This is a genomic window from Labrenzia sp. ATLA3 (assembly GCF_057180185.1).
The window spans coordinates 38,643-62,613 of sequence record NZ_JBXUKV010000009.1 but is presented as its reverse complement, the minus strand read 5'-3'; the positions used below and the strand labels follow the sequence as shown (position 1 = coordinate 62,613).

The window sequence follows — 23,971 nt, the reverse complement described above, 5'->3', positions numbered from 1 at the left end:
CGAGGCTCACGCCGTCTTGTTGAAGATCTCCCGGCCAATCAGCATCCGCCGGATCTCCGACGTGCCCGCGCCGATTTCATAAAGCTTTGCGTCACGCAGCAGGCGACCGGTCGGATATTCGTTGATATAGCCGTTGCCGCCAAGGAGCTGGATCGCATCAAGCGCCAGCTTGGTCGCGTTCTCAGCTGCATAGAGGATCGCACCCGCGGCGTCTTCACGGGTTGTCTCGCCCCTGTCGCAGGCCTTGGCAACCGCATAGACGTAAGACTTGGTGGCGTTCATGGCGACATACATGTCCGCAACCTTGCCCTGCACAAGCTGGAACGTGCCGATGGGCTGACCGAACTGCTCGCGCTCATGAACATACGGGATGACCACATCCATGGCCGCCTGCATGATGCCGACAGCCCCTGCCGCCAGCACGGCGCGCTCGTAGTCGAGACCCGACATCAGAACATTGACACCCTTGCCAACCTGACCAAGGACGTTTTCTTCCGGAACTTCACAATCCTGGAACACCAGCTCACCGGTTTCGGACCCGCGCATGCCGAGCTTGTCCAGCTTCTGCGCCACGGAAAATCCGGCAAAGCCCTTCTCGACCAGAAAGGCCGTGATGCCCTTCGGACCGGCTTCGGGATCGGTCTTGGCGTAGATGATCATCGTATCGGCGGACGGGCCGTTGGTGATCCACATCTTGGATCCGTTGAGAACGTAGCGGTCGCCCTTTTTCTCCGCCCTCAGCTTCATGGATACGACGTCAGACCCGGCGCCCGGTTCCGACATGGCCAATGCGCCAAGGTGTTCGCCGGTCACGAGCTTGTTCAGATAGCGTTTTTTCTGGTCGTCACTCCCCCAGCGACGCAACTGGTTGACGCACAGATTCGAATGAGCGCCGTAACTGAGGCCGATGGAGGCAGAGGCCCGGCTGACCTCTTCCATGGCGATGCAGTGCTCCAGATAGCCAAGCCCCGAACCGCCCCACTCTTCTTCAACAGTGATCCCGTGAAGTCCAAGTTCCCCCATTTCGGGCCAGAGCTCGCGCGGGAACCAGTCTTCGCGGTCGATCTTTTCCGCCAATGGCGCGATACGGTCCTGGCTGTAGGAGCGAACGGTATCGCGCAGCATGTCTGCAGTTTCGCCGAGATCGAAATTGAAACCCGGAAAATCGTTACGGATCATTTTGAATACCTCCCAGAATTCTTAAGGCCTGTCGTATCGGACAAAATCGCTCAAGACGCCGATCCGGTCGTAAAGCTGCCGGGCGCGCGTATTGTGATCATGGGTGTGCCAATAGACCGCGCCGCTGGCGGTCGGCTCATCAGTTGCGGCCTGATAGACTGCTTCGATCAACTTGCGGCCAGCTCCTCCGCCGCGCAGTTTTTCGCTTACAAACAGATCTTCCAGGTAGCAGGTCGACGACAGGGCCCAGGTGCTTTCGTGAAACAGGTAGTGAACCAGACCGACAAGCTCATCACCCTGCACCGCTACGAAAGCCCGGTGGCCCGTATCGGAAAGCAGACGCTCAAACAGCTTCTCGGTAACCTGCGATGCCAGGTCCTGCTTGTAAAACGCAAGATAGGCGGCCCAAAGCTCAAGCCAGCCTTGCTTGTCTGACCGCTTGAGGGGCCGGGTGGTGATATCAGTCATTCGTCAGTCCTTAACGCCTGAGACGCTCATGAGCGTGAACAGGCCCGTTGCGACATGCACCTGCATGCCATCGTCCAGTCCGTAAACATCCGCCTTTGCGATTGTCAGTGTGCGGCCGGGTTTGACCACACGCCCCCGTGCCAGAAGCACGGGTTGCTTCGCCGGGTTCAGGAGGTTGATCTTGTACTCGCTCGTCAGCACGCCGAAGCCGGCGGCAAACAAGGTCAATGCCGCGTATCCCGCCGCGCTGTCCGCAATGGATGAGGTCGCGCCGGCATGGAAGAAACCGTGTTGCTGTGTCAGCTCCGGCCGCATCGTCAATTCCAGATCGACGGCACCAGGCGAAGCGTGAACCATCTGCGCGCCCAGATGGGTCATGAATTTCTGCGCAGCAAAACTCGCTCGCACGCGAGGTTCCCAATTGTCATCACGAGGAAAAAGATCCATCAGCCTTTCCTTGATGCCACATCGGCTTCGGACATGTTTTCCGAACCTGTGTCGAGCACAGCCATACGCGCTTTAGCGCCCGCCTCGACATCATCGAGTTCTCCAAGCGTCAATTCGATATCGCGCTGTTTTTCCAGAAGTTCTGCCCGGCGGGCAGCGATCCTGTCGAGGAGCAGCCGCAACTGGCCAGTCTCCCCTGGCGCACTGCCGTACATCTCGATCATTTCCTTGATTTCGTTCAGGGAAAACCCGAGGCGTTTGCCACGCAGGATCAGCTTGATGCGGGTCCGGTCGCCAGGCGTGTAGAGGCGTTGGCGGCCACGGCGTGTGGGGGACACCAGACCCTGTGCTTCATAGAACCGCAGGGTTCTGGTCGTTATGTCGAACTCCTGCGTCAGCTGGGTAATGGTGAAATAACGCTGCATGCCCGCTCCTTGTTGGAGCGCACAGTTCCGCCTTTTTACGTTAAAGTCAACACACCAATTTTAAAGCTTATATTTCATAAGCTTGCGCGATCAGGACTTGAGGTTATCCAGGCTCTTCTCCGGATGCAGAACATTCAGATCCACATCCCCCGAAATGCCTTTGATCGTTCCCCTGTCGTGGTACTGCCAGAGCGTCCAGTCTGACACATAATTGGGCGAATGCCAGATGGACCGAGTCCAGAGCCGGCGGTTCAGGCCTTTGCCCTTCAGATAGTCCAGATAGAAGTCCTCCGGCACGTAGAGAATGACCTGTTTGCCACGCCCCTGCTCAACCAGTGCCGCAAAATCACTGATCTCCTGCAGCACTTCCTCGGCCGGTGGGCGGCGCGCGCAGTTTCCGGTGAATTCCAGATCCACCACCGGGGCCAGCATATCGCTGTCCTGCGGCAGGACGGACAGGAAGTTTTCAGCCTGCTCCCGGCCCGACTTGCACAGACTGAAGAAATGATACGCACCCCGTGCCAGACCGGCACCACCGGCTCCGGCCCAATTGCGGGCAAAGGCGCGATCCTTGAAGTCGCCGCCTTCAGTGGCTTTCATATAGACAAAGTCAACGTCGTCCGCTGCCACTTGAGCCCAGTCGACATCCCCCTGATGGTGCGAGATGTCGATGCCGCGTATGCTGTACTGGTTTCGGTCAGGCTCCCAGTTCATGAAGAAAAACGCAGCTCCGACAATCGAAATCACCCCGCCGACGACAACGTAGAACAATGTCCGCAGGACTGCTTGCAAGAAATTCATTGCACTACCCGATATGACCTTCAAACACTGTCATCCTGCAGCAAAACGCTCAAAGTTTAAGACTGATAATTTGGCCAAAGCGGCGCAGTTACCAGTTCGAGCACATTGCCGTCCGGATCATTAAGATACAGGCTTTGACCACCTGCTGGCCACGTGACCTCGCTGATAATCTCTATCTGCATCTCGTTCAGATAGTCCCTCCAGGGCGCAAGCTGATCCGGGCTGATGCGAAACGCGAAATGGCTGTGCCCCGTCGTATCGTGCCCCGGCACCACACCGCCTGCCGTTTTGACGTCTTCGCCGGTATGGCCGCGATGAAACACGAGGAGAGTCTGGGCTGGTCCGGCATCATACGCAGAGAGCCTTTCTCCTGCGACCATGCGCTTCAACCCCAAAATGTCGGCATAAAACGAGTGCGCCGCCTGCATGTCATCGACATAAACAGCGGTTTCCAGAATGCCATCAAGCTTCGGCCGCATAATATTTTTTCTCCGTATGGAACCAGGCGCCCTTCTTATCACTCAACCGACAGGGATTGCAGGGCATGCGGCAACGTTTCCTGTTGAGCATCCCTTCATGAGGGAGGTTTTCAAGACCGGTCAATGGCGGAAAAGAAATCTCGGAAGACTTAAGCCTCTGGCGCGGAGCTCACTGAGCCTGGCGATCTCGGCAGCTTCGGAAAGGTCAAAAAAAGGGAAACCCTCCGGAGTTTGAGCCTGGTGAAAAGAAGTCCGGTTCTGCCGTCGGCGACCGAACCGGACTTTCAGCATCAGGCAACCGACAGTTTGACGTCGATATTGTTTCGGGTTGCGTTGGAATAGGGGCAAACCTCGTGGGCCTTCGCAACAAGGTCTTCAGCCACGGTCTTGTCCACGCCCGGAATAGACACTTCCAGTGCAACTGCCAGACCAAAACCGCCCTCGGAACGCGGGCCGATACCAACCGTCGAGGTGATTGACGTATCTGCCGGGATCGAGACTTTCTGCTGACCGCCTACCAATTTCAACGCACCGATAAAGCAGGCGGCATAGCCAATTGCGAACAGCTCTTCCGGATTGTTGCCCTCACCGCCTGCACCACCGAGCTCCTTGGGTGTCGTCAGATTGAGCTTGAGGGATCCATTCAGGGTTTCCGCCGTTCCATCGCGGCCACCGGTTGCCTTTGCACTGGTTTCATATTTCACGTCGACAGCCATTTAAAGGCTCCTTCTCTACCTGTAGGGTCAGTTTACATTCTAATATCGTACAAGCTTTTATCGTACACGATATAAATTACCCACATATACGCACACCGGCAGATCGTCAACATGTTGCGACCATATCGCGCGCGATTTATAAGGAGCGAATGAACGAGACCACTGACCAGATGTCCCTGCTGGACGCGATTGGATTTTCCGCGCAGGAAGCGAAGGAAAAACCAAAAAAGGACAAGCCGGCAAAAGCCGGAAAGTCTGAGAAAAAACAGCGCAAAAAGGCCTCTGCCAAGCCTAAGACCGTGGCAGAGACAGCCTCCGGCGCTGAGGACGATGCTGCGCGCGAAGCAGAGATTGTTGCTGCTGTCGTTGAGATGCCGATTGCGCAAGAGGTGTCCGATAGCAACGATAATTCGGACGATGTGCTGGAAGCCGTGGCTGCGGAAGACACCGGCACCGAGCAGCCTGCCTCCGTCTCAGCGGAAAAAAGCCTGGATGACGACAGCCTGCACACCCCGGAAGACGAACCGACGCTCGACCGCTTCCTGTGCTTTGCGCTTTATTCCGCCAACCATGCGATGCACGGTGTCTACAAGGCATTGCTCAAGGACGTCGGCCTCACCTACCCGCAGTTCCTGGCCATGAGCGTGCTCTGGGAAACAAACAACATTCCGGTCGGAGCAATCACGTCCAAACTGCAACTCGACACCAACACGCTGACACCGCTCCTGAAGCGGCTTGAGGCGATGGGGCTGGTCACGCGTACGCGCAATATCAAGGACGAACGCCAGGTAATCCTGAAACTGACCCGCAAGGGCCGCGCTCTTCAGAAGAAGACGGAGCATTTCGGCTCCTGCATTCTGTCGTCCACGGGCCTGCAGCTGGAAGAGGTTATGGATCTTCAGCAAAAGGTCATGCGCCTGCGCGACAATTTGCGTGGAGCAGGCCTGGAGTAGCGTCTGGAAGTATGTGCCGGGTGAGATGAGTTGCTACAAGACGGGATCCAAGATGTCGCTGTCTCCAGTAAATATCTCGAACCCGTCTCCTTTGGCTATGACCAGGAGATTTGCCTGATTTTCCGAATTGCACCCACGCGTGTTTTTCGGTCGGCGTTTGCAACACGGGCAGTTGCTCTATTTCTGTCCGGTGTTTGCATCCGGACAGGTTTCAAAAAATGGCTCGCAGCTTGTGAACATTCGCTCAAAACGTATGGTCTACGGCAAACCGGATGGGAGCAAGACACGCTTCCTTCTTTGAAAAATCCGGTTGCCTCCGGGTCTGTGTCGACGGCACCGTTTCCCAAAAGAACACTGCCCCTTCCACGGCGCCGTGTTTGTCGAACTCGACGATAAAAATGTGCGATCGGAGGCAGCCTTGGTTCAGGAATGTCCTCATCCCAAGCTCGCCAGGCAAGAAGCGCAAGGGCGATAAGGTCGCGATTTCACAGGAGCGTTTAAAACGGCAGGCCGAACCAAAGCGCCGCGATGCCGAGAAAGGCGAAGAACCCGACCACATCAGTCACGGTCGTCACGAAGACGCTGGAGGCGATTGCCGGATCGACGTTCAACTTGTCGAGCGCGATTGGGATAAGCAGGCCGGAAAGCCCCGCGAACAGAAGATTGATCACGATTGCACCGCCAATCACCACGCCGAGCCCGGGATTGCCAAACCACAGCCAGGCGGTCACGCCGATGAGGATTGCCAGGGCTACGCCGTTGAAGACACTCACCATGATTTCGCGGTTGAGAATGCGCAAAAGGTTGCGTGCCCCCAGTTCCTGCGTCGCGATACCACGCACGGCCACCGTCATGGTCTGCGTGCCGGCATTGCCACCCATGGAAGCGACGATCGGCATCAACACCGCAAGCGCCACCATGGCCTCGATCGTGTCCTCGAAAAATGCAATCACTACAGAAGCAAGCACGGCGGTGAAAAGGTTGACCACCAGCCATGTCAGGCGCGAGCGGGCGATGGTCATGACGTTATCGGAGATCTCTTCGTCACCGACACCGGCAAGGGCGCGCAAGTCTTCTTCCGCTTCTTCCTGGATGACGTCAACGATGTCATCGACGGTCAGAACACCGACCAGACGGTCGTTCTCATCGACCACAGCGGACGAAACAAGGTTGTAGCGCTCGAACCGGCGGGCAACCTCTTCCTGATCTTCCGTTGCAAGCACCGCCTGTCGGGTCTCTTCCATGATGGAAGTGACCTTCTCGTCCCGCTTGGTCCGCAGGATCTTGTCCAGATGCACCGACCCCAGCAGCTTGAAAGTCGGATCGACCACATAGATTTCGTAAAAACTGTCGGGAAGGTCACGCGCCTCGCGCATGTAGTCGATGGTCTGGCCTATGGTCCAGAAGGGTGCCACCGCAATAAACTCGGTCTGCATGCGCCGGCCGGCGCTTTCTTCCGGATAGTCCAGCGCCTTCTGCAGCTGCGCCCTGTCCGCGTAGGGCAGTTCACCCAGAATGGCGGCCTGGTCGTCCTCATTGAGGTCTTCCAGAATGTAGACCGCATCATCCGAATCGAGGTCGCCCAGGCCTTCGGCGATAACCTCCATCGGCAGGTCTTCCAGAACCTGCAGACGCACCGCCTCGTCGATCTCGGTCAGGGCGGTATAGTCGAAATCTTCGCCCAGAAGCCGAATGAACGACGCCCGGTCCTCGGCTTGCAGTGTTTCGAGAAGATCGCCCGTATCCGCTTCGTGAAGATCGGCGGCAAGGTGCCTCAGGGCTTCCTGATCGCCAGCCTCGATCGCCGCTTCAACGGCCGCAATGAAATCGCGATTGAGATGCTCGTCCTCGTCGCGTACCGGAATCTCCGTAACGGGAGAGGTGGCAACATCAAGCTCAGATGCTTCACTCATCAAGCGCCTCCCCTCACAACGCGCAGAAACTGCCGGTAAAACGCACCGGACACTCATCACAAGATCTAGCGTTTGCCGTAGCAAAGCGCCACCGGAAAAACGAAACCGGTCCACAGACTTAACCTGGCAAGGCGAAATTGCTCAGTGTGTCAGCTCACGGGCCACAAAGTCCCTCAGCGCAGATTGGGGCCATCACAGCCCTTGTCTTTGGCGACGCTTCGCAAGTGGTCAAGATAATCACGCGTATCTTGCGGAAGTATCGCCTCGTCGTCGGAAATACACCGCTCCGCACGGCGGAAGGCCCGGCGGGCCCGCTCGCTGGCAAGGCACACCCGACCTGCTGCCAGCACTTCCTGTTCGACATACCAAAGCTGCTGGCATGTCATCGCGCCGAACCGTCCCGGATTAACCGCCGGATTGACCAAAAGCGACTGCGCCAGCGCGGCAGCCGGCAGGCAGGCAAGGGTCAGTGCAATGAGACCAGCCCGGCACAAGCGTGCCCGTGACCAGCAGCCGGTGCTTTGCCTCAGGGTCTTATGCATCGGCGGAACATTCCCTCGACAAAGGCGCGTCAAACAACGCGAACACAGAGGGCAACGTCAACGCGCCCCAAAAGCGTACCGACGAATGGTGGCAGCAGGTCCCAACCATGGGCACTGAGCCCTTCGGCACAGGGGTAACGGTCATACCGTAACCTCCATTTTCTCCCACACCCGGAAACCGGCAGCCACCCCCCCCCTCTAGACAAAGGCGAAACCGACATCACGATCACGGTGGCTGCTGGCTCCCACCATGACGTCCGGATCATTCCACCTCGCACTCCGGCGGTTTTGTTTCCATCGTCCAGTCCTGGACCGGCATGGCCTTCAGAGACGTCTTGAAGGTCTTGTCGTTCAGAACCCCCTTTCCCGTCAGAAGGTTGACGTCGCATTGCCCGTTGGCATCGGGGTCTATCGTATCGTAGTAGGAATAAGTGTAACCAGCGACCTGAAAGACACCTTTGCGATACGCGATGGTCAGGACCTGTTCCCACCGGTTGCGTCCGACAACCGAATTCTCCGAATAGATTTTCAGTGACCCGTGTTCTGTCGCCTCCATCCATGCTTCCTGACCATACATGGCACCGCGCCAAACCATGTCCTTTGCATGGGCAACCTGTTTCCAGCCCTCTCCGGCGTCGGCGAAGACGTAGAGATCCACGCCCTCCTCCGTCTCGACGAGGACTGCACGGAAGCGATTGATGTCACCGTCGACGGGAGACGTCACCACTCCGGCAATCGCGCCAGCCGGGACCATTGCCTCCCCCTGCTGATCCTGTGCCTGGACCGAAACGGACAGGGCAATCGAAGACAGCAAGGCGGCACTGGCAAGGCTGAAGATGGAACGGAACTTGGACACGGCGGCTTCCTTCGATTTCGCGTGGATGTGCCAGCCATTTTTTTGCCGGCGGACCCCTGAGGCCTGTTTCGTGCAGAAAAGCACATCGCACCAAGCCCCAAAAGTCGATATCTGAATTTTCCCAGAGCAATCAGGTATTTTGCAGGCAAGGGCTCAAAAGCAAAAAGGCCGCCCTAAGGGGCAGCCTTTTGAGGAAGCATCGGTAGGAATGCTTCGAATATGGTGCGGTCGAGAAGACTCGAACTTCCACGGGTTTTACCCCACAGCGACCTCAACGCTGCGCGTCTACCAATTCCGCCACGACCGCATATTCGATTGTTCCCGGCGCCTGTCAGCGTCGAGGCGCTCCATGTAGCAAAAGGAATTTAGGGGCGCAAGAGGCCTTTTTGCAATAATTCACAGGCACGCGATTTTTCTTATGCAGAAATGCTTTAGCCGCTCAAAGAGGGCCATCGGTGCGCATGGGACGGATGTCCGGCGGACGCATCAGAACTTCCGTGATCGAAATGCCGATCCGTTCCCCCAGAAGAACCACCTGCCCTTTGGCGACAAGGGTGTTGTTGGCATAGATCTTTACGTCGTCGTCTTCAGACACATCCAGGTCGATCACTGCGCCACGGCCCATGCGCAGCAACTGGTGGACAGGCATCTCGTTTTCGCCGAGAACGACGGAAATATCGACTTTGATTTCATCGAAGGTAGTCATCGGACGCCTTGATCCTTAAATAGGGCTACTGACCCGCCAGCGCTTAACCATATCACGTCATGGCAAGCCAGCTCAAAAAACAATGAAGTGTCATCCACATGTCACCCGCTGATAGAGACGCCCTCTCCCTAAGTTTTCTGCCAGTTTCCGGCTCCCGGCCGGTCGAATGGCGGATTTCCGACGAATTGGTCGATTACGAAACCGCCCTGCGGGAAATGGATGAAAGGGTGCAGAGAATCATTGCCGGCGAAGCGGACGAACAGGTCTGGCTGCTGGAACACCCCCCGCTTTACACTGCAGGTACCAGCGCGAAGGACAGCGATTTGGTCGCTCCCGACCGGTTTCCGGTCCATCGGACCGGGCGCGGCGGACAGCACACGTATCACGGCCCCGGCCAGAGGGTTGCCTATGTCATGCTTGATCTGAAGCGTCGTCAGCAGGATGTGCGTGCTTTTGTGTCTGCTCTTGAAGCCTGGCTCATCAGCACGCTCTGGCACTATCACATCCGCGGAGAACGCCGGGAAGACCGTGTCGGCGTCTGGGTGCGCCGGCCGGACCGCGGGGCAACGGTTGAGGACAAGATCGCCGCCATCGGCATTCGGCTGCGCAAATGGGTCACCTTCCACGGCATCAGCTTCAACGTGGAGCCGGAACTGGATCATTTTGACGGGATCGTTCCTTGCGGCATTACCGAACATGGCGTGACCAGCCTCGTCGATCTTGGCCTGCCTGTTACCATGGCCGAAAACGACAGCGTTCTCCGCGCAGAATTCGAGAAGATATTCGGCCCAACAGTGTCGGTCTGAGTCGCCCTGCCATAGCCATAGCCGCAGACGGCGCCTGACCAGCAGTCGCAGCGGGTCAGGTGCCCGCTCCGCCCCGTCTTGCGAGCAAATGTACAAAAGCCTTCAACCTGTCCCGACCACCAGGTGCCCAGCCGAGCGCGCGCAGCCTGTCTGTCGTCATTTCGCCGGGCGTTGTCGCTGACGCCGCCGGACCGTCAAAGCTCAAGCCTGCTTCCGCTGCATAAAGCGCAAGCAACTCCTGTCGGTCGAGCAGGAGATCGGAGACGTTATAGACCTGGAACGGCGTCCCCAAAACTCCCGTTTTCTCCAGAACAAGAGCGACGGCGGAAGCCAGGTCTTCGCCGTGAACTTCCGTCGCCTTGCGCGGTCCAATAGGGACACCCGCCGCAAAGTTCTGGAAGAGGCCAGACCATTTGTGGTCTGCAAGACCTGGACTAAGGCCGTAAACACCGGTTGCCCGCAAGACGGTGCCTGTGATGTCCGGACCACACAGAACCTCAAGCGCCTGTTCCCCGGCCAGCTTCACTTCGCCATATAGCGTATCGGGTGCCGGTACATCGGCTTCTGCCAACATCTCACCACGACGATGATCGCCATAAACGGCCCGGGTGGACAGGAACACGATGGCGCGGCATCCAGCTTTCCCGGCGGCCTCAAAAAGACGCCGGGTTCCATCTACATTCAATTTGGTGAACAGCTCCGGGTCATCCCCCTCACCGCCCCGGAACTTTCCCGGCACATGAACCAGCGCACAATGAACAAGCGCGTCGGCGGGCGGAAACCGAGGATCCCCATCAGCCAGATCGAAAGCGCAAAAGCCTGTCCGAAAGCCCTCAACCGGGCGCCTTCCCAGAACCGTGACCCTGCAGCCATCGTCAAGCAACCGCTTGAGCACGAACCTGCCGACCACTCCGCTCGCGCCTGTCAGAAGCACATGCATCAGGACGCCTGCTTTGCAGACCACTCCTGCGGACCGGGAAGGCCTGCGATATCAGCCGGTATACCGTCACCGGTCGCAAAAGCCTGCCAGAGATCGATCAGCGGGCGCAGCCTTGCGGCCTTTTCATGGCCCGTCTGCCAGGGCTTTTCATACTGGTAGTGCAGCACATGGATCTGCTTCCAGTTCCATAGGTCCGGCAGGTTGAACCAGACGTACTGGAGCGTGTTGAAAACCACCGGCAAGCCATGCCAATCGGGAAAATAATGTTCCAGAAATGTCTGGTCCGTGCGCCGCCAGAATGCGTCAGGCTCGTCAAGACGCGTCAGCATGGCCTCGAAGGTCCGGGTATCAGGGCGCGCGGTAAAGACACCGCTGTTCAACCGGTGAAAGTCCTGCATGCTCTCGTAAACATTGGGCGCTGCACAGAATTCCGGATACCCGAACAGCTTGTCGCAGTTCTGAAGCACAAGGGCATCGGCATCGATGAAGACGACCCGTTCATAGTCCGCGAGTTGCCACAGCCGCAGTTTGACGAAATTGTCCAGCGGTGTGTGAAAGACCGGCTTGCCGCCTTTCGTGAACGGAGCCGCCTTGTGCAGGCGGCCGCGCTCATGGCGCTCGTTGAAAGCATCGCTTGTCGGCAGTCGTTCACACCGGCCGAGCCGGGTACCGAAAACCGCAAGCGCGGCTAGATCCTCCTCACGAACCCCGGGCGTATAGAGAACCACGAGATCGGCGTCGGTTCCCGAATGCCGGAGCGAGCGCAGCAGCGCTGTCGCCCCAAGCACATAGTCCGGGTTGGTCACCAGCGTTACATAGGCGCACGTACTGCTGGGCGCACGGTCGAACTGAGGAGCATCTTGCATCACTGGCCTCAGGAGACCGACTTCAACCGAGGATGTTCGGGGTCCCGTTCAATCCCGTCAGCAATTTCCTTGGTCCAGGCAGATACAGCCGGTACACGGCTGCGGTCGACCCGGTAGGCATAATTCTTGGCGACATCCACGACTTCGCTCAACAGCCCCTCTTCCAGCGTGATCGGGTTGAGACCCAGTTCCAGGAATTGCGTGTTCTCGACAACCAGATCGTTTTCGGCTGCTTCCTTGCGCGGGTTCGGCAGATAGGCAACCTTGGCACCTGTCAGGCGGGAAATAAGCTCCGCCAGATCCCGCACCCTGTGGGTCTCGGTCATCTGGTTGAACACTTTGACCCGATCACCTTTTTGGGGCGGGTTCTTCAGCGCCAGTTCAATGCAGCGGACCGAATCCTGAATGTGAATGAAGGCCCGTGTCTGCCCGCCAGTGCCATGCACCGTCAGCGGATAGCCGATGGCTGCCTGGATCAGGAAGCGGTTCAGGACGGTGCCATAATCGCCGTCATAATCGAATCGGTTGATGAGCTGTTTGTGGCGCAGGGTCTGTTCCGTGTGCGTGCCCCACACGATCCCCTGGTGCAGATCGGTGACCCGAAGCCCGTCGTTCTTGGCATAGAACTGGAACAGCAGCTGATCCAGGCACTTGGTCATATGGTAGATCGAACCGGGATTGGCAGGATAAAGGATTTCCTGGGACGCCTTGGAGCCGCTGAGGGTTTCCACGTCAACCGAAAGATAGCCTTCCGGAATGGCTGCGCCGACGCTCGAATAGCCATAGACGCCCATGGTGCCGAGGTGGACCAGATGCGCGTCAAGATCGAGTTCCACCATCGCGTTGAGCAGATGGTGCGTCGCATTGACGTTGTTATTGACCGTGTAGTTCTTGTGCTGATCCGATTTCATCGAATACGGCGCGGCCCGCTGTTCGGCGAAATGGATGATCGCGTCCGGACGGTTTTCGGCCAGCCAGGCTTTGAACACCTCGTAGTCACGGGCAATATCGATCAGGTGGAAGCGAATGGTGTTACCGGTTTCCTGCTTCCAGATCCGCGTGCGCTCCTGGATCGAATCCATGGGCGTCAGCGATTGCACGCCAAGCTCGGCATCGATCCAGCGGCGGCTCAGATTGTCGATGATATGAACTTCATGGCCCTGATCCGAAAGATGCAAGGATGTGGGCCAGCCGACAAAACCATCACCACCAAGTATCGCAATCTTCACTGAAAATCTCCCCGTTTACACTTTTCGGACCATCTGCACGGCACCGATTGCTGCATCTGAAAAATCAGAACATTGCGATATTTCCGTGACAACTCAACTGCCAATGTGACGATTGATATATAAAAGACGATTGGCCACAGGTGTTTAAGCCGTGTCGCGCACTTCAAAGGTGCCTGAGCAGGGCTCTACCGGTTCCAAGTCTTTCACCAGGTTCACTCTTGCAAGCGACGGCCCCTGCCAAAGCGCATCAAGCATGTCGACCACAGTATCGGAAGGGCCGGAAAACACGGCCTCAACTCCGCCAGACCCGAGATTGCGCACCCAACCGGCCAGCGCCCTGTCTTCAGCTTCGCCCGCACACCATGCCCGATAGCCAACACCCTGGACTCGGCCCTCAATCAGCACATGAACGGTCAATGGATCTGCGGTCATTCAGGTCTCCGAGGGTCGCGTGGCTAGAAAGCCTAGAGCAAATACGCCTGTTCGCAAATGCTTAGGCGCTTCAGGCTGTGGACACCTGCGTACCACGCTTCTGCTCGTCCAGCATCACCAGCAGCGACGCACCGACAATCACCAGAGCACCCGGCCAGAAGGCTCCATTCGGGGCAAACCCGAAAGCGAAGAAACCGACGGCAATATTCAGCGGCAGCTTCAGATGATCAAATGGCTGGACAAAGGCGGCATCGGCTTTTTGATAGGCAAGCGTCAACAGATAATTCGCCAGCACCGTCAACACTCCCGCCCCAACAAGCAGCCAAAGCGCTGGCCCGGTCGGCACGATGCCGCCCTCGCCCAGTGCCAGCAAAGCATTTACGGGCGTCAGAAGAAGCAGCAGATAAACGGTGATGGAATCGGCGTTTTCAGTTGCGGTCAGTTTCTTGGTGACCAGAGAAGTTCCGGCCCAGAAAGCTGCAGCCCCAACCGGCAGAAGCGCAGCCAGGCTGAAAGCATCCGTCCAGGGTTCCAGGATCACCATGCCTCCGGAAAAACCCGCGAGTGTCGCAAGCCACCGAACCATCCCGACCCGTTCCCTGAAGAAGACCTTGGCACCGACGATCACGAAGAAAGGTGAGGTCATCACCAGAGCAATTGCCTGCCAGATCTCAACCCTTGCAAGGCCGGCAACCCACATCTGAATGCCGATGACAGCCAAACCGCCACGGATCAGATGCCAGCCGATCTGCCTCGTCTTCAACGCCGACAGACCGCGCCGCAGGACAAATGGCAGCGCCACCAGCAGGCCCAGCGCATATTGCCAGAAGGCAGCGGATGTCGAAGGCACTCCCAGCCGCATGGTGGAGGCCTGTAGAGCACCGTTCACAAGCGCAAAGCAGGCCCCTGCACCGACCATGGCAAGCGCGGCGAAAATGGGTTTCTTGAAGGTGGTTGGCATGGGCGTCCTATCCGCGATCCGTTCTGTCAACTTTCAGAACAGTCTCAAAAGACACACGCCCACCGGCCTTCATCTGAAGGCAGCGGTCAAGTTCTCTCTCATCCGGACTTTCAGGCGGCGTCGCCAGACACCACCTCAACCGTCGGCTCCGGCCTCTCACCGGATCTGCTGACCTTCGGACTGTCCGTCCGAAGCGCTCGCGGGCTCCGGGTTACCCCGATACCGCCGGTGGGGAATTTCACCCCGCCCCGAGAACTGCTCTCTAACAGTTTCAGTATCCCTGAAATGATCCGGATGCAACAAAGGAAGAAAGCCGCCCGCTACAGCGAAGGCTCATCAGGCCATGCAGACCCGGTTCCTGCCAGCCTGTTTGGCGCAGTAGAGCGCCCCATCGGCCCTTGCAATGGCCTGGTTGATTTTCTCACCATCAGCAACGCTTGCCCCCCCTATGCTGACACGCATCGGGATGAGCTGTTGTCCGTGCTTGTGGGGCGTCGTGTTGACGGCCTCGCGAATGCGCTCGGCAATGTTAAAGGCCTCATCGAGGCCGCACCCTTCCAGCAGGCAGTAAAACTCCTCGCCACCCGCTCTTGCAAAAATGTGAGGTGCTTGAAGAACGCTTTTCAGCAGCCCGACAATATGATTGAGCGCATCATCACCGCAGGCGTGCCCATACTGGTCATTGATCTGTTTGAAATGGTCGACGTCCAGGACGAGGATGGAGAGACTTGTCGACGTTTTCTTCGCCCTCTCCTCAGCCAATGCCGCCAGTTCAAAAAAACGCCGGCGATTATAGGCATCGGTCAGAGCATCGCGTTCAGCTGCCCGCTTAAGCTGATCTTCCAGACGCTTGCGCTCGGTAATATCGAGCATGGAACCGGCAAGTCCATTCACCTCGCCGGAAACCGGATCCAGCGTCACAGCCTTGTGGAAAGTCACCGTACGGTATTCGCCGTCCGCGTAACACACCTCAGCTTCGTAGATCTGAACGCCGCCCTGCTGCATCAACTCTTCGTCGGCGACTTCGTAGATTTTTGCCAATTCAGACGGTGCCACGTCGTGAACACTGGAACCGCGCACCTTGCTGGCCGGTAATCCGATAAATGCCTCGAAGGCCTTGTTGCAGCCCCTGTAGATGCCAGCCCGGTCTTTGAAAAAGATAGGCGACGGCAGGTTGTCGATCGCGGATTGAAGGTTATCCCTTTCAATTGCAAGGTCCCGGCACTTGCGGAACAAGGCCGTTTGCCGTGCAATCACGAGTTCGGCACGCCTGAGCGAAAGCAGCAAAAGGTCTGCATCGCTGGTGTCAACCACCTCATCAACGCCGCTATCCAGCAAGTGCAGTTGATCGGCTACTGGGAGTTTCCGGTCTGCACAGGCAATGATGAACGTCGACTCGCGAATTCGGCGCAGGTCGCAGTCTGGTAATTCGCCCGTAGCACCGACATCCAGAAGGCAAATCTGGAACGGACAAGCAGTCAGAGGCCGGACCGTCACCTGATGCAGGGCATAGCCGGCCGGGACTGGTGGCGGGGGCCTGTTTGCAGGTGAGTAATACCCGACATCAACCACCGTTTCAGGCGGCACCGCCGTATCTTTGGTATCCGTTGCATGAATCCGTTTTGCCAAGGCCCGCTCCTCTTGAACCTAACTTACGGAAAATCGTTAAAATCCGTATTAATAAAGTATTTTTCTCAGCAACACGCCACTCGCGCTGCAACGCCTTGAACGCAAAGGCTTTATCAGGCGCCAAAATGCGCGGCTATGTCCCCTGGAACCTCGGCAATCAGTACCGGATGCTCGGCGGCCAGTTCTTCCCGGCTGCCATAGCCCCACAGGACACCAATTCCTGCCACGTCATTGGCATTGGCCCCGACAAGGTCATGCTTGCGGTCACCCACCATGACCGTTTCCGAAGATGCAATGTTTTCCTCGCGTAGAATGTGGGCAATCAGCTCTGCCTTCGCGGATCGGGTGCCGTCCAATTCAGAGCCATAGACCTTGCCGAAAAATTCGATGAGGCCAAAGTGCTCAACAATGCGGCGCGCGTAGCTGTGAGGTTTGGACGTGCAAACATGCAAGGCCATCCCGTTCTTGCGCAGCGTTGTCAGCAGTTCGGGGATACCCTCGATCAACGAATTTTCGAAGAGGCCCGAAACCGTATAGCGTTCCCGGTAATACGCTACCGCGCGGTCCAGCTCTGCCTTGTCCTCTGTCTCAAGCAGAACCTTGAAGCTGTCCCAGAGTGGCGGCCCGATACACCAGCGCAGGTCTGTCGTGTCCTGTGCCTGCCCACCCATCTTTTCAACCGCATACTGGATCGAACGCGTAATACCTTCGAAGGGATCCGTCAGGGTTCCGTCGAGGTCGAAAAGAATGGTGGAAATTGTCATAATGCCTCGTAACCCATTGAAAAAGAAAGCGGCCCGGACCGGGAGGTCGCAGGCCGCTAAGTATCGGCAGCGTCAGATAACTGTCAATCAGACTTTGACAGAGATCAGGAAAACTCCATGATCACGGCATCTACGGCAAGACTATCGCCGGGGGTTGCCTTGATTGCAGTCACCATACAGTCGCGCTCCGCCCTCAGGACGTTTTCCATCTTCATGGCTTCGACGACGGCAAGCTGCTCGCCCGCCTTGACTTCCTGGCCTTCTGCCACCGCGATGGACACCACGAGACCCGGCATCGGACACAGCAGCATCTTGGACGTATCCGGCGGCAGCTTTTCCGGCATCAAGGCATCCAGTTCGGCAATCCGCGGCGTCATCACCTTGGCGATCACAGAATAGCCCTGCCAGTCCAGACGGTATCCGCCGCGCAGGGTCCGCACCTGCACGGTCACCTCCTGTTCGCCAACCTTGCCGGACCAAAGCGGATCGCCCGGAGCCCATTCGGATTCCACGTTGACCACCGGACCATCGCCTATTGCGACGTCAATTTCGACGGGCGTGCCGGGATATCCGGCCACAAGGCGGATCGGAACATAGGTCTTGTCGAGCTTGATCACCCAGTCTTCGCGGATAGCGCCGGAATGGGCCCGAAGTCGGTCGGGCAGATGATCCAGACGCTCACGCTGCAGTGCGCCCATCGACAGAGCAACGGCGGCGAGAATCGAATAGGCCCCGTCATCGGGAACCGCCGGTGCGAACCCATCGGGATACTCATCAGCGATAAAACTGGTCGACAAATCGCCGGAGCGCCAGCGCGGATGGTTCATGAGCGCGGTCAGGAACGGTACGTTGTGCTGAATCCCGTCGACGTAAAAAGCGTCCAGCGCCGAGCTCATCGCATCGATCGCTTCCGCACGGGTCGGCGCATGGGTGATCAGCTTCGCGATCATCGGATCGTAGAACATGGAGATTTCCGAGCCCTCGACGACACCGGTGTCGTTGCGAATGGTAATCCCGTTGCTGATCTCCTCCTGAGGCGGCCGGTAGCGTACAAGCCGCCCTATGGACGGCAGGAAATTGCGGTAGGGATCTTCCGCATAAATACGGCTTTCGACCGCCCATCCGTGCAGCTTTACGTCTTCCTGGGCGAGTTCCAGCTTCTCGCCGGCAGCAACGCGGATCATCTGCTCCACCAGATCGACACCGGTGATGAGTTCTGTCACCGGATGCTCCACCTGCAGACGGGTGTTCATCTCAAGGAAGAAGAAGCTCTTGTCCTGCCCGGCAACGAACTCAACCGTCCCGGCACTGTCGTAGTCGACGGCCTTGGCAAGCGCGACGGCCTGCTCACCCATCTTGCGGCGCGTTTCCTCGTCAAGCAAAGGCGATGGTGCCTCCTCGATGACCTTCTGGTTTCGCCGCTGGATCGAACATTCACGCTCGCCCAGATAAATCGCATTACCGTGTTTGTCGCCCAGCACCTGGATTTCGATATGGCGCGGATTTTCAATGAACTTCTCGATGAAAACCCGGTCATCCCCGAAGGAAGATGCGGCTTCGGATTTCGAGCGGGTGTAACCGTCTCGCACCTCGTCCGCACTCCATGCGATGCGCATGCCCTTGCCGCCACCGCCGGCTGACGCCTTGATCATGACCGGATAGCCAATATCCTCGGCAATCTGAACAGCCTGCTCCGGGCTTTCGATGACACCGAGATAGCCCGGAACCGTGCTGACCCTGGCGTCGTTGGCAAATTTCTTGGACTCGATCTTGTCGCCCATCGCCATGATGGCGCGCGGGTTCGGACCGATCCAGACAATGCCCTCTTTTGCCAGTGCCTCGGGAAAACTGGCCCGTTCGGACAGGAAGCCATAACCCGGATGCACGGCTTCGGCACCGGTCTGCTTGCAGGCCGCGATGATCTTGTCGGCAATCAGATAGGATTCCGATGCGGCTGCCGGACCGATGTGAACCGCCTCGTCTGCCATTTCCACATGCAACGCATCACGATCGGCGTCGGAGTAAACCGCCACCGTCTTGATGCCCATGCGGCGGGCCGTCTTGATAACACGACAGGCGATCTCACCACGGTTAGCGACTAGTATTTTGGAGAACATGAATTTCCACCCAGCTGGACGATTTTCCATTTTGTAGGCTGCACCACAGTGGCACGCAACTTATCCAAAGGACGAGGCGTGATTTTGCGGATAGGTCACACCAGCGGTCATCACCGGCACTTTTATTACTTCTAGGCAGGAAATGCGCCCATTGAAGAACAAAAGCTTATCCGAATTTTAAGAAAATTATTGCAGAAAATACCTAGGCAATGGGGAAATAAATATATGCAACGCATCCTTTCGGCAGCAGTGATTGCAAGTGTTTTACTGCCAACCTCAGTGTTGGCGGACACTGCAGGAAAATGGAAGAGCGGCGAGATCAACGGTTTTACGCGTTACTGGACCACCAATAGCGATGGTGCGAATTTCGTCGTCTGGTGTCACCCGAAACGCAGCATCAACGGCACCCTGCTTCATATAGACATCGACGGGAAAATGCCCCCTGCCCACACCAAGGTCAAAGTGATCCTGGATCGGGAAGTCATGGAACTGCCGATCAACGAGCAGGGATATGTCGAGACCAGCTGCGCCGCCTGTTCCGACAGTTTTGGCTATGTCTGGCACAGATTGCGATCTTCCCATTCCCTGGTGGTCAAATTCCAGGACGACCGCTACGCGGGTTTTTCCCTGCGCGGTGCCCAGAAGATCATCCCCGGCGATGTCTGCCCCACGGACTGGCAGAAACTGCACCCAAGGTGAAAACACAAGCTTCCGGGGTGACCCCGCCCCGGCCAGCGAGACATTGAACGTATTCCCGACCAAACGGTTTTTGACTGACACCTGTAATTTTCGTCGGTGACAAATTACGGAAACAGCTCGATGCGGATCGCCTTCCCGTTTTTCGTATTCCTGACCCTGGCCGCGCCTTTCCAGGCAGTCGCCGCCGATCACGGCAAATGGCACACAGACACCGCCCACGGTTACGAGCGCTACTGGATCGAAAGTTCGACAGGAGCACAGTTCACGATCTGGTGTCCTCCCAGCCATGCCATCAAGAACACCCTGATCGACATCCGCATCAAGGGCCGCCGACCGGACCCCGGCACCACGGTTCTGATCGAACTGGATCACAAACTTGTAAAGTTCAGAGCCGCAGACGACGGCTTCATCTACAACGACTGTCCCGCCTGTTCGGACAACATGACCTATTTCTGGCACCGGCTTCGTTCCGCGGTCAAATTTGCCGTCCAACTGGAAGACAGACGCTACTCCGGCTTCTCGCTGAACGGAGCCCGGGAAGCCTTGGCGGGGTCAGTCTGCTCCAGACAGATAGCCCAAAACCGCCGGTAAGCCCGGGCGAATGTGTCTCAGATGTGTTTTTTGTGCTCGCAATCACAATTGCGTCCCGCAGCATGATGCACACTGCTGCCATCACCCAACTTCCGGACGGTTCTGCTAAGCTGAGAACGCAAAGCGTCCCCTCCCGGAGGCGATGGCACGTCAGGAGACCCTCATGCGGAAACTGTTTCTTTGCGCTGCAGCGCTTGCCCTTCCCGGTCTGGTTATTTCGACCGCGGCCGAGGCTCGTCCGGATCTTCGCAAGATGACCTGTGCCCAGGCGCAGAACATGGTGCGTCAGCACGGTGCCGTGGTCTTCACCACGGGCCAGTACACCTATTCGATGTTTGTTTCGAACCTAAGTTACTGCGATCGCAATCAGGTCTTGTTCACGCAGTACGGCCCAACCCGAGACACGCCACGCTGCCCGGTGGCGTTCGAATGCAAGGAACCATTGTTTCCTCGCGGTCTGTCCCGCTGGGATTGACCCCGGAGACATGACACAGGCCGGAAAATCCGGCCTGTCGCGTTCTCGCATATCATAGCCTCGACCCAGCATTCACCCATCCGGAACCAAAGCGAATGAATGCCAAACGGCTCTATTTGTCAGAGCGGAATATTGTCATGCTTTTTCCATGGCATATCCGCCTGCTTGGATCTGAGCAGCGCCAACGCCTTGGACACACGCCTGCGTGTGGAATGCGGACGAATGACATCGTCGATATACCCGCGCTCAGCGGCAACGAAGGGATTGGCGAAGCGGTCTTCGTAGTCTTTGGTTCGCTTCGCGATCTTATCCTTGTCGGCCAGCTCGGACCTGTAAAGGATTTCGACGGCCCCCTTGGCGCCCATGACCGCAATTTCCGCGGACGGCCAGGCGTAGTTGATGTCGCCGCGAATATGTTTCGAGCTCATCACGTCATACGCACCGCCGTAGGCCTTGCGGGTGATCACGGTGATCTTGGGCACGGTTGCTTCCGCATAGGCAAACAGAAGCTTGGCCCCATGCTTGATCAGACCGCCGTATTCCTGCGACGTGCCAGGCAGAAACCCTGGAACATCGACAAAGGTCACGATCGGGATGCCGAAACAATCACAGAAGCGGACAAACCGTGCCGCCTTGCGGCTCGCATCGGAATCGAGCACGCCGGCCAGCACCATCGGCTGGTTGGCAACGATGCCGACAGTCCTGCCCTCGATCCGGCCAAAACCGGTAAGGATATTGCCGGCGAAGCTGCCCTGTATCTCGAAGAAGTCGCCCTCGTCCAGCGTCTTCAGGACAAGCTCCTTCATGTCGTAGGGCTTGTTCGGATTGTCTGGAATAAGCGTATCGAGACTGGTGTCGATCCGGTCCGGATCGTCGTAGTTCGTCAGCTCCGGCAAGTCTGCGCGATTGTTCATCGGCAGGTAATCGATCAGCCTTCGCATTTCCTGCAGGGCTTCGACATCATTGTCGAACGCTCCGTCCGCAATGGAGGACTTGGTGGTGTGGATCGACGCCCCGCCCAGTTCCTCGGCCGTGACCGTTTCATTGGTCACCGTCTTCACAACGTCCGGTCCGGTCACGAACATGTACGAGGTGTCACGCACCATGAAAATGAAGTCGGTCATGGCCGGCGAATAAACGTCACCGCCTGCGCAAGGCCCCATGATCAGCGATATCTGCGGAATGACGCCCGACGCCAGAACATTGCGCTGAAACACTTCGCCATATCCACCAAGCGCCGCGACCCCTTCCTGAATTCGGGCACCGCCCGCATCGAACAGACCGATGATCGGTGCGCGGTTCTGCAGGGCCATATCCTGAAGCTTGGTGATCTTTTCCGCATGCGTTTCCGAAAGAGACCCGCCGAAGACCGTGAAGTCCTTGGAGAACACGTAAACGGTCCGTCCATTGACCGTTCCCCAGCCGGTGATCACACCATCGCCGGGGATATGCTGTTCTTCCATGCCGAAGTCGGTGCAACGATGCTGCTTGAACATGTCGAACTCTTCGAAGGACCCTTCGTCCAGCAGAATTTCGATCCGTTCGCGTGCAGTGAGTTTGCCCTTGGCATGCTGTGCATCGATCCGGCGTTGTCCGCCGCCCAGCCTTGCCGTTTCGCGGCGTTGTTCCAATTCGGCCAGAACTTCTTTCATCCGGTCCTCCAAAAACTTGAGCTTGGATCACGCCGTAGCATGATCCCCCGACAGAGCCTAGTCAGCACATGGGCTTATGGGGAAACTACGCGCCGTAATCCTTCCCGGCAAATCGGGCTGGCAGACCAGAGGCTGTGTTTGGCAAGACGGGCGGTCAAGCCTTCCACAATCGGCTTTGCCCGCCGACCTCTTTCCCTAAAACTCACCTTACGGCAGTATAGACTTGTATCGCTACGGCGCATGCCTTATGCCGCCCCCCGGAATTCATCGACCCGATTTAACGTTTCAGTTTCAGAACACTTTTTATGATGGAGTTTATTGATGTCAGGAAATTTCGTTGTTGATCACCGTGATGGCGTCATCACGCTCGCCCGCCTGCAATATTTCGATGTCAGCCAGGCAAACCTCAAGGAAGAGCACAAGAACTGGCTGCGACGGAACGTTGTTCCGCTGCTGAAGGGCAACGGCAGCATCAGTATCGTCGGACTTTCCAGCCGAAGCGGCAAGGCGGCTTTCAACAAGGCCTTGTCGATGAAACGGGCCAACGCCGTAAGATCGTTCCTGGAAGAATGCCTCCTCTCCTGCTTCCCTTTCGACCTGGTCGACGGTCTTGGCGAATCCCTGGCGGAGGAAATGGGCCAGGAAGATGGTGTTGAGGACGGACAGTTCCGCGCTGTCATGATTTACGTGCACTCACTGCCGACACCGCCCAACCCGAAGGTCATCAAAACGCCCAAGAAGATGAAGCCCAAACCAAAGAAGGCGTCCACCTTGTGGGTTGGCATCGGCGAGAGCCATTCGGGTGATCTGGTCGCCGTCGGAAGATACAACTGGAATGGGCGCCTCTACCGTGCCAGTGCCGACGACAACGGCTATGTGGACTATGTCGACCTCATGGCCGATGGCTGGAAACTCGGCGGCGGACTGGGCGGCAGCGTCGGCGGCATCGTCATCGTGGCCCATGGCGTCAAAACGGCCAGCGAACTCAACAAGAAGGGCGAATGGTCCGATTGGGATCTCGACCTCGCGATTGCAGGCAAGCTGGGAGACGTTCTCAAAGGGATCAAGGGCATCGGCAAGATCATCAACACGATGGAGAAATACGAGGAATTGAGTCACGCCGCGATCGAACTCACCAAAAACAAGGGGTTCGTCAAGAAAGGTCTCTACACAATTCCCATGCTTGGTGTTGGCGCGGGCCTGCATGTCTGGACGGGACGAAAATACGGCGACGTTTCGGTGATGTCCGTTGGCAGAACCTTGATGCGGTAACGCTCGCTTCCCTGCCTCCCTATCGCTCCGTTGCCGCATAGCAAACCGGGCAG

At 57.5% G+C, this 23,971-nt stretch carries 26 protein-coding genes, 1 tRNA gene and 1 riboswitch; of the genes, 6 read left to right on the top strand and 21 right to left on the bottom strand.

Annotation, left to right across the window (positions count from 1 at the left end):
* Window positions 1–6: 6 nt before the first annotated feature.
* The 7 genes from AC2A6O_RS24215 to AC2A6O_RS24185 form a co-directional block, all read right to left on the bottom strand.
* Window positions 7–1,179 (bottom strand): isovaleryl-CoA dehydrogenase, encoded by a 1,173-nt coding sequence (locus AC2A6O_RS24215; protein ID WP_148586658.1) that lies wholly within the window; start codon window positions 1,177–1,179, stop codon window positions 7–9.
* A 21-nt stretch (window positions 1,180–1,200) separates the two neighbouring features.
* Window positions 1,201–1,647 carry a GNAT family N-acetyltransferase gene (locus tag AC2A6O_RS24210; RefSeq protein WP_498930939.1) on the bottom strand — a complete coding sequence of 149 codons (447 nt, stop codon included), beginning with the start codon at window positions 1,645–1,647 and terminating at the stop codon, window positions 1,201–1,203.
* A gap of 3 nt (window positions 1,648–1,650) precedes the next feature.
* Window positions 1,651–2,094, bottom strand: a complete 444-nt coding sequence (locus AC2A6O_RS24205; RefSeq protein WP_498930937.1) for a PaaI family thioesterase — start codon at window positions 2,092–2,094, stop codon at window positions 1,651–1,653.
* Window positions 2,094–2,519, bottom strand: a complete 426-nt coding sequence (locus tag AC2A6O_RS24200) for a MerR family transcriptional regulator (protein WP_498930935.1) — start codon at window positions 2,517–2,519, stop codon at window positions 2,094–2,096. Before AC2A6O_RS24200 ends, AC2A6O_RS24205 begins: the two co-directional genes overlap by 1 nt.
* Window positions 2,520–2,609: 90 nt before the next feature.
* Entirely contained in the window at window positions 2,610–3,320 is a 711-nt protein-coding gene (locus tag AC2A6O_RS24195) for a glycoside hydrolase family 25 protein (RefSeq protein WP_498930933.1), read from the bottom strand.
* 56 nt (window positions 3,321–3,376) lie between these two features.
* The gene (locus tag AC2A6O_RS24190) at window positions 3,377–3,799 is read right to left on the bottom strand and encodes a VOC family protein (protein ID WP_205514270.1); all 423 of its coding nucleotides are present in this window, start codon (window positions 3,797–3,799) and stop codon (window positions 3,377–3,379) included.
* A gap of 290 nt (window positions 3,800–4,089) precedes the next feature.
* Window positions 4,090–4,515, bottom strand: a complete 426-nt coding sequence (locus AC2A6O_RS24185) for an organic hydroperoxide resistance protein (RefSeq protein WP_498930931.1) — start codon at window positions 4,513–4,515, stop codon at window positions 4,090–4,092.
* 149 nt (window positions 4,516–4,664) lie between these two features.
* Between AC2A6O_RS24185 and AC2A6O_RS24180 the strand changes: the two genes are divergently transcribed.
* Window positions 4,665–5,468 (top strand): MarR family winged helix-turn-helix transcriptional regulator, encoded by an 804-nt coding sequence (locus tag AC2A6O_RS24180; protein ID WP_498930929.1) that lies wholly within the window; start codon window positions 4,665–4,667, stop codon window positions 5,466–5,468.
* Between the two features lie 497 nt (window positions 5,469–5,965).
* On the opposite strand, the gene mgtE is transcribed toward AC2A6O_RS24180, so the two are convergent.
* From mgtE to AC2A6O_RS24155, 5 genes are all read right to left on the bottom strand, one after another.
* Complete coding sequence (gene mgtE / locus AC2A6O_RS24175) at window positions 5,966–7,381, bottom strand: magnesium transporter (protein WP_148586650.1); 1,416 nt, start codon at window positions 7,379–7,381, stop codon at window positions 5,966–5,968.
* 173 nt (window positions 7,382–7,554) lie between these two features.
* Complete coding sequence (locus AC2A6O_RS24170; RefSeq protein ID WP_148586649.1) at window positions 7,555–7,923, bottom strand: hypothetical protein; 369 nt, start codon at window positions 7,921–7,923, stop codon at window positions 7,555–7,557.
* Between the two features lie 262 nt (window positions 7,924–8,185).
* Window positions 8,186–8,779: a hypothetical protein gene (locus AC2A6O_RS24165; protein WP_498930927.1), complete on the bottom strand. Its 594-nt coding sequence runs from the start codon at window positions 8,777–8,779 to the stop codon at window positions 8,186–8,188.
* 220 nt (window positions 8,780–8,999) lie between these two features.
* Window positions 9,000–9,086 (bottom strand) — tRNA-Leu (locus AC2A6O_RS24160).
* Window positions 9,087–9,218: 132 nt separating this feature from the next.
* Window positions 9,219–9,485 (bottom strand): FliM/FliN family flagellar motor switch protein, encoded by a 267-nt coding sequence (locus AC2A6O_RS24155; protein ID WP_148586647.1) that lies wholly within the window; start codon window positions 9,483–9,485, stop codon window positions 9,219–9,221.
* 98 nt (window positions 9,486–9,583) lie between these two features.
* Here AC2A6O_RS24155 and lipB point away from each other — a divergent pair, with 98 nt between their 5' ends.
* A complete protein-coding gene (lipB, locus tag AC2A6O_RS24150; RefSeq protein WP_148586646.1) occupies window positions 9,584–10,291 on the top strand; it encodes a lipoyl(octanoyl) transferase LipB in 708 nt (235 codons plus the stop codon).
* 55 nt (window positions 10,292–10,346) lie between these two features.
* Here lipB and AC2A6O_RS24145 read toward each other — a convergent pair whose 3' ends face one another.
* The 8 genes from AC2A6O_RS24145 to AC2A6O_RS24110 form a co-directional block, all read right to left on the bottom strand.
* The gene (locus tag AC2A6O_RS24145) at window positions 10,347–11,231 is read right to left on the bottom strand and encodes an NAD-dependent epimerase/dehydratase family protein (RefSeq protein WP_498930925.1); all 885 of its coding nucleotides are present in this window, start codon (window positions 11,229–11,231) and stop codon (window positions 10,347–10,349) included.
* Window positions 11,231–12,097 carry a glycosyltransferase gene (locus tag AC2A6O_RS24140; protein ID WP_498930923.1) on the bottom strand — a complete coding sequence of 289 codons (867 nt, stop codon included), beginning with the start codon at window positions 12,095–12,097 and terminating at the stop codon, window positions 11,231–11,233. Before AC2A6O_RS24140 ends, AC2A6O_RS24145 begins: the two co-directional genes overlap by 1 nt.
* Window positions 12,098–12,105: 8 nt before the next feature.
* Window positions 12,106–13,326, bottom strand: a complete 1,221-nt coding sequence (locus tag AC2A6O_RS24135) for an NAD-dependent epimerase/dehydratase family protein (protein WP_498930921.1) — start codon at window positions 13,324–13,326, stop codon at window positions 12,106–12,108.
* Between the two features lie 144 nt (window positions 13,327–13,470).
* Window positions 13,471–13,758: an acylphosphatase gene (locus tag AC2A6O_RS24130; RefSeq protein ID WP_498930919.1), complete on the bottom strand. Its 288-nt coding sequence runs from the start codon at window positions 13,756–13,758 to the stop codon at window positions 13,471–13,473.
* A gap of 70 nt (window positions 13,759–13,828) precedes the next feature.
* Entirely contained in the window at window positions 13,829–14,719 is an 891-nt protein-coding gene (locus AC2A6O_RS24125; RefSeq protein ID WP_498930917.1) for a DMT family transporter, read from the bottom strand.
* Between the two features lie 86 nt (window positions 14,720–14,805).
* Window positions 14,806–14,979: riboswitch (FMN riboswitch) on the bottom strand.
* Between the two features lie 76 nt (window positions 14,980–15,055).
* Window positions 15,056–16,348: a sensor domain-containing diguanylate cyclase gene (locus tag AC2A6O_RS24120; RefSeq protein ID WP_498930915.1), complete on the bottom strand. Its 1,293-nt coding sequence runs from the start codon at window positions 16,346–16,348 to the stop codon at window positions 15,056–15,058.
* Between the two features lie 113 nt (window positions 16,349–16,461).
* Window positions 16,462–17,112, bottom strand: coding sequence for an HAD family hydrolase (locus AC2A6O_RS24115; RefSeq protein ID WP_498930913.1), 651 nt, complete (start codon window positions 17,110–17,112; stop codon window positions 16,462–16,464).
* Window positions 17,113–17,216: 104 nt separating this feature from the next.
* Window positions 17,217–19,229: an acetyl-CoA carboxylase biotin carboxylase subunit gene (locus AC2A6O_RS24110; RefSeq protein ID WP_498930911.1), complete on the bottom strand. Its 2,013-nt coding sequence runs from the start codon at window positions 19,227–19,229 to the stop codon at window positions 17,217–17,219.
* A 225-nt stretch (window positions 19,230–19,454) separates the two neighbouring features.
* Here AC2A6O_RS24110 and AC2A6O_RS24105 point away from each other — a divergent pair, with 225 nt between their 5' ends.
* The 3 genes from AC2A6O_RS24105 to AC2A6O_RS24095 all read left to right on the top strand — a co-directional run bounded on the left by AC2A6O_RS24105 (window position 19,455) and on the right by AC2A6O_RS24095 (window position 20,994).
* Window positions 19,455–19,928, top strand: a complete 474-nt coding sequence (locus AC2A6O_RS24105; RefSeq protein WP_498930909.1) for a YfjT/YkfB family phage-associated protein — start codon at window positions 19,455–19,457, stop codon at window positions 19,926–19,928.
* Window positions 19,929–20,048: 120 nt separating this feature from the next.
* A complete protein-coding gene (locus AC2A6O_RS24100) occupies window positions 20,049–20,519 on the top strand; it encodes a YfjT/YkfB family phage-associated protein (RefSeq protein ID WP_498930907.1) in 471 nt (156 codons plus the stop codon).
* A gap of 163 nt (window positions 20,520–20,682) precedes the next feature.
* On the top strand, window positions 20,683–20,994 hold the full coding sequence (locus AC2A6O_RS24095; RefSeq protein ID WP_209001290.1) for a hypothetical protein: 312 nt from the start codon (window positions 20,683–20,685) through the stop codon (window positions 20,992–20,994).
* Between the two features lie 119 nt (window positions 20,995–21,113).
* Here AC2A6O_RS24095 and AC2A6O_RS24090 read toward each other — a convergent pair whose 3' ends face one another.
* Window positions 21,114–22,646, bottom strand: coding sequence for an acyl-CoA carboxylase subunit beta (locus tag AC2A6O_RS24090; RefSeq protein ID WP_148586635.1), 1,533 nt, complete (start codon window positions 22,644–22,646; stop codon window positions 21,114–21,116).
* 321 nt (window positions 22,647–22,967) lie between these two features.
* Here AC2A6O_RS24090 and AC2A6O_RS24085 point away from each other — a divergent pair, with 321 nt between their 5' ends.
* Window positions 22,968–23,918 (top strand): OmpA family protein, encoded by a 951-nt coding sequence (locus tag AC2A6O_RS24085; protein ID WP_148586634.1) that lies wholly within the window; start codon window positions 22,968–22,970, stop codon window positions 23,916–23,918.
* The last annotated feature ends 53 nt before the right edge of the window (window positions 23,919–23,971 follow it).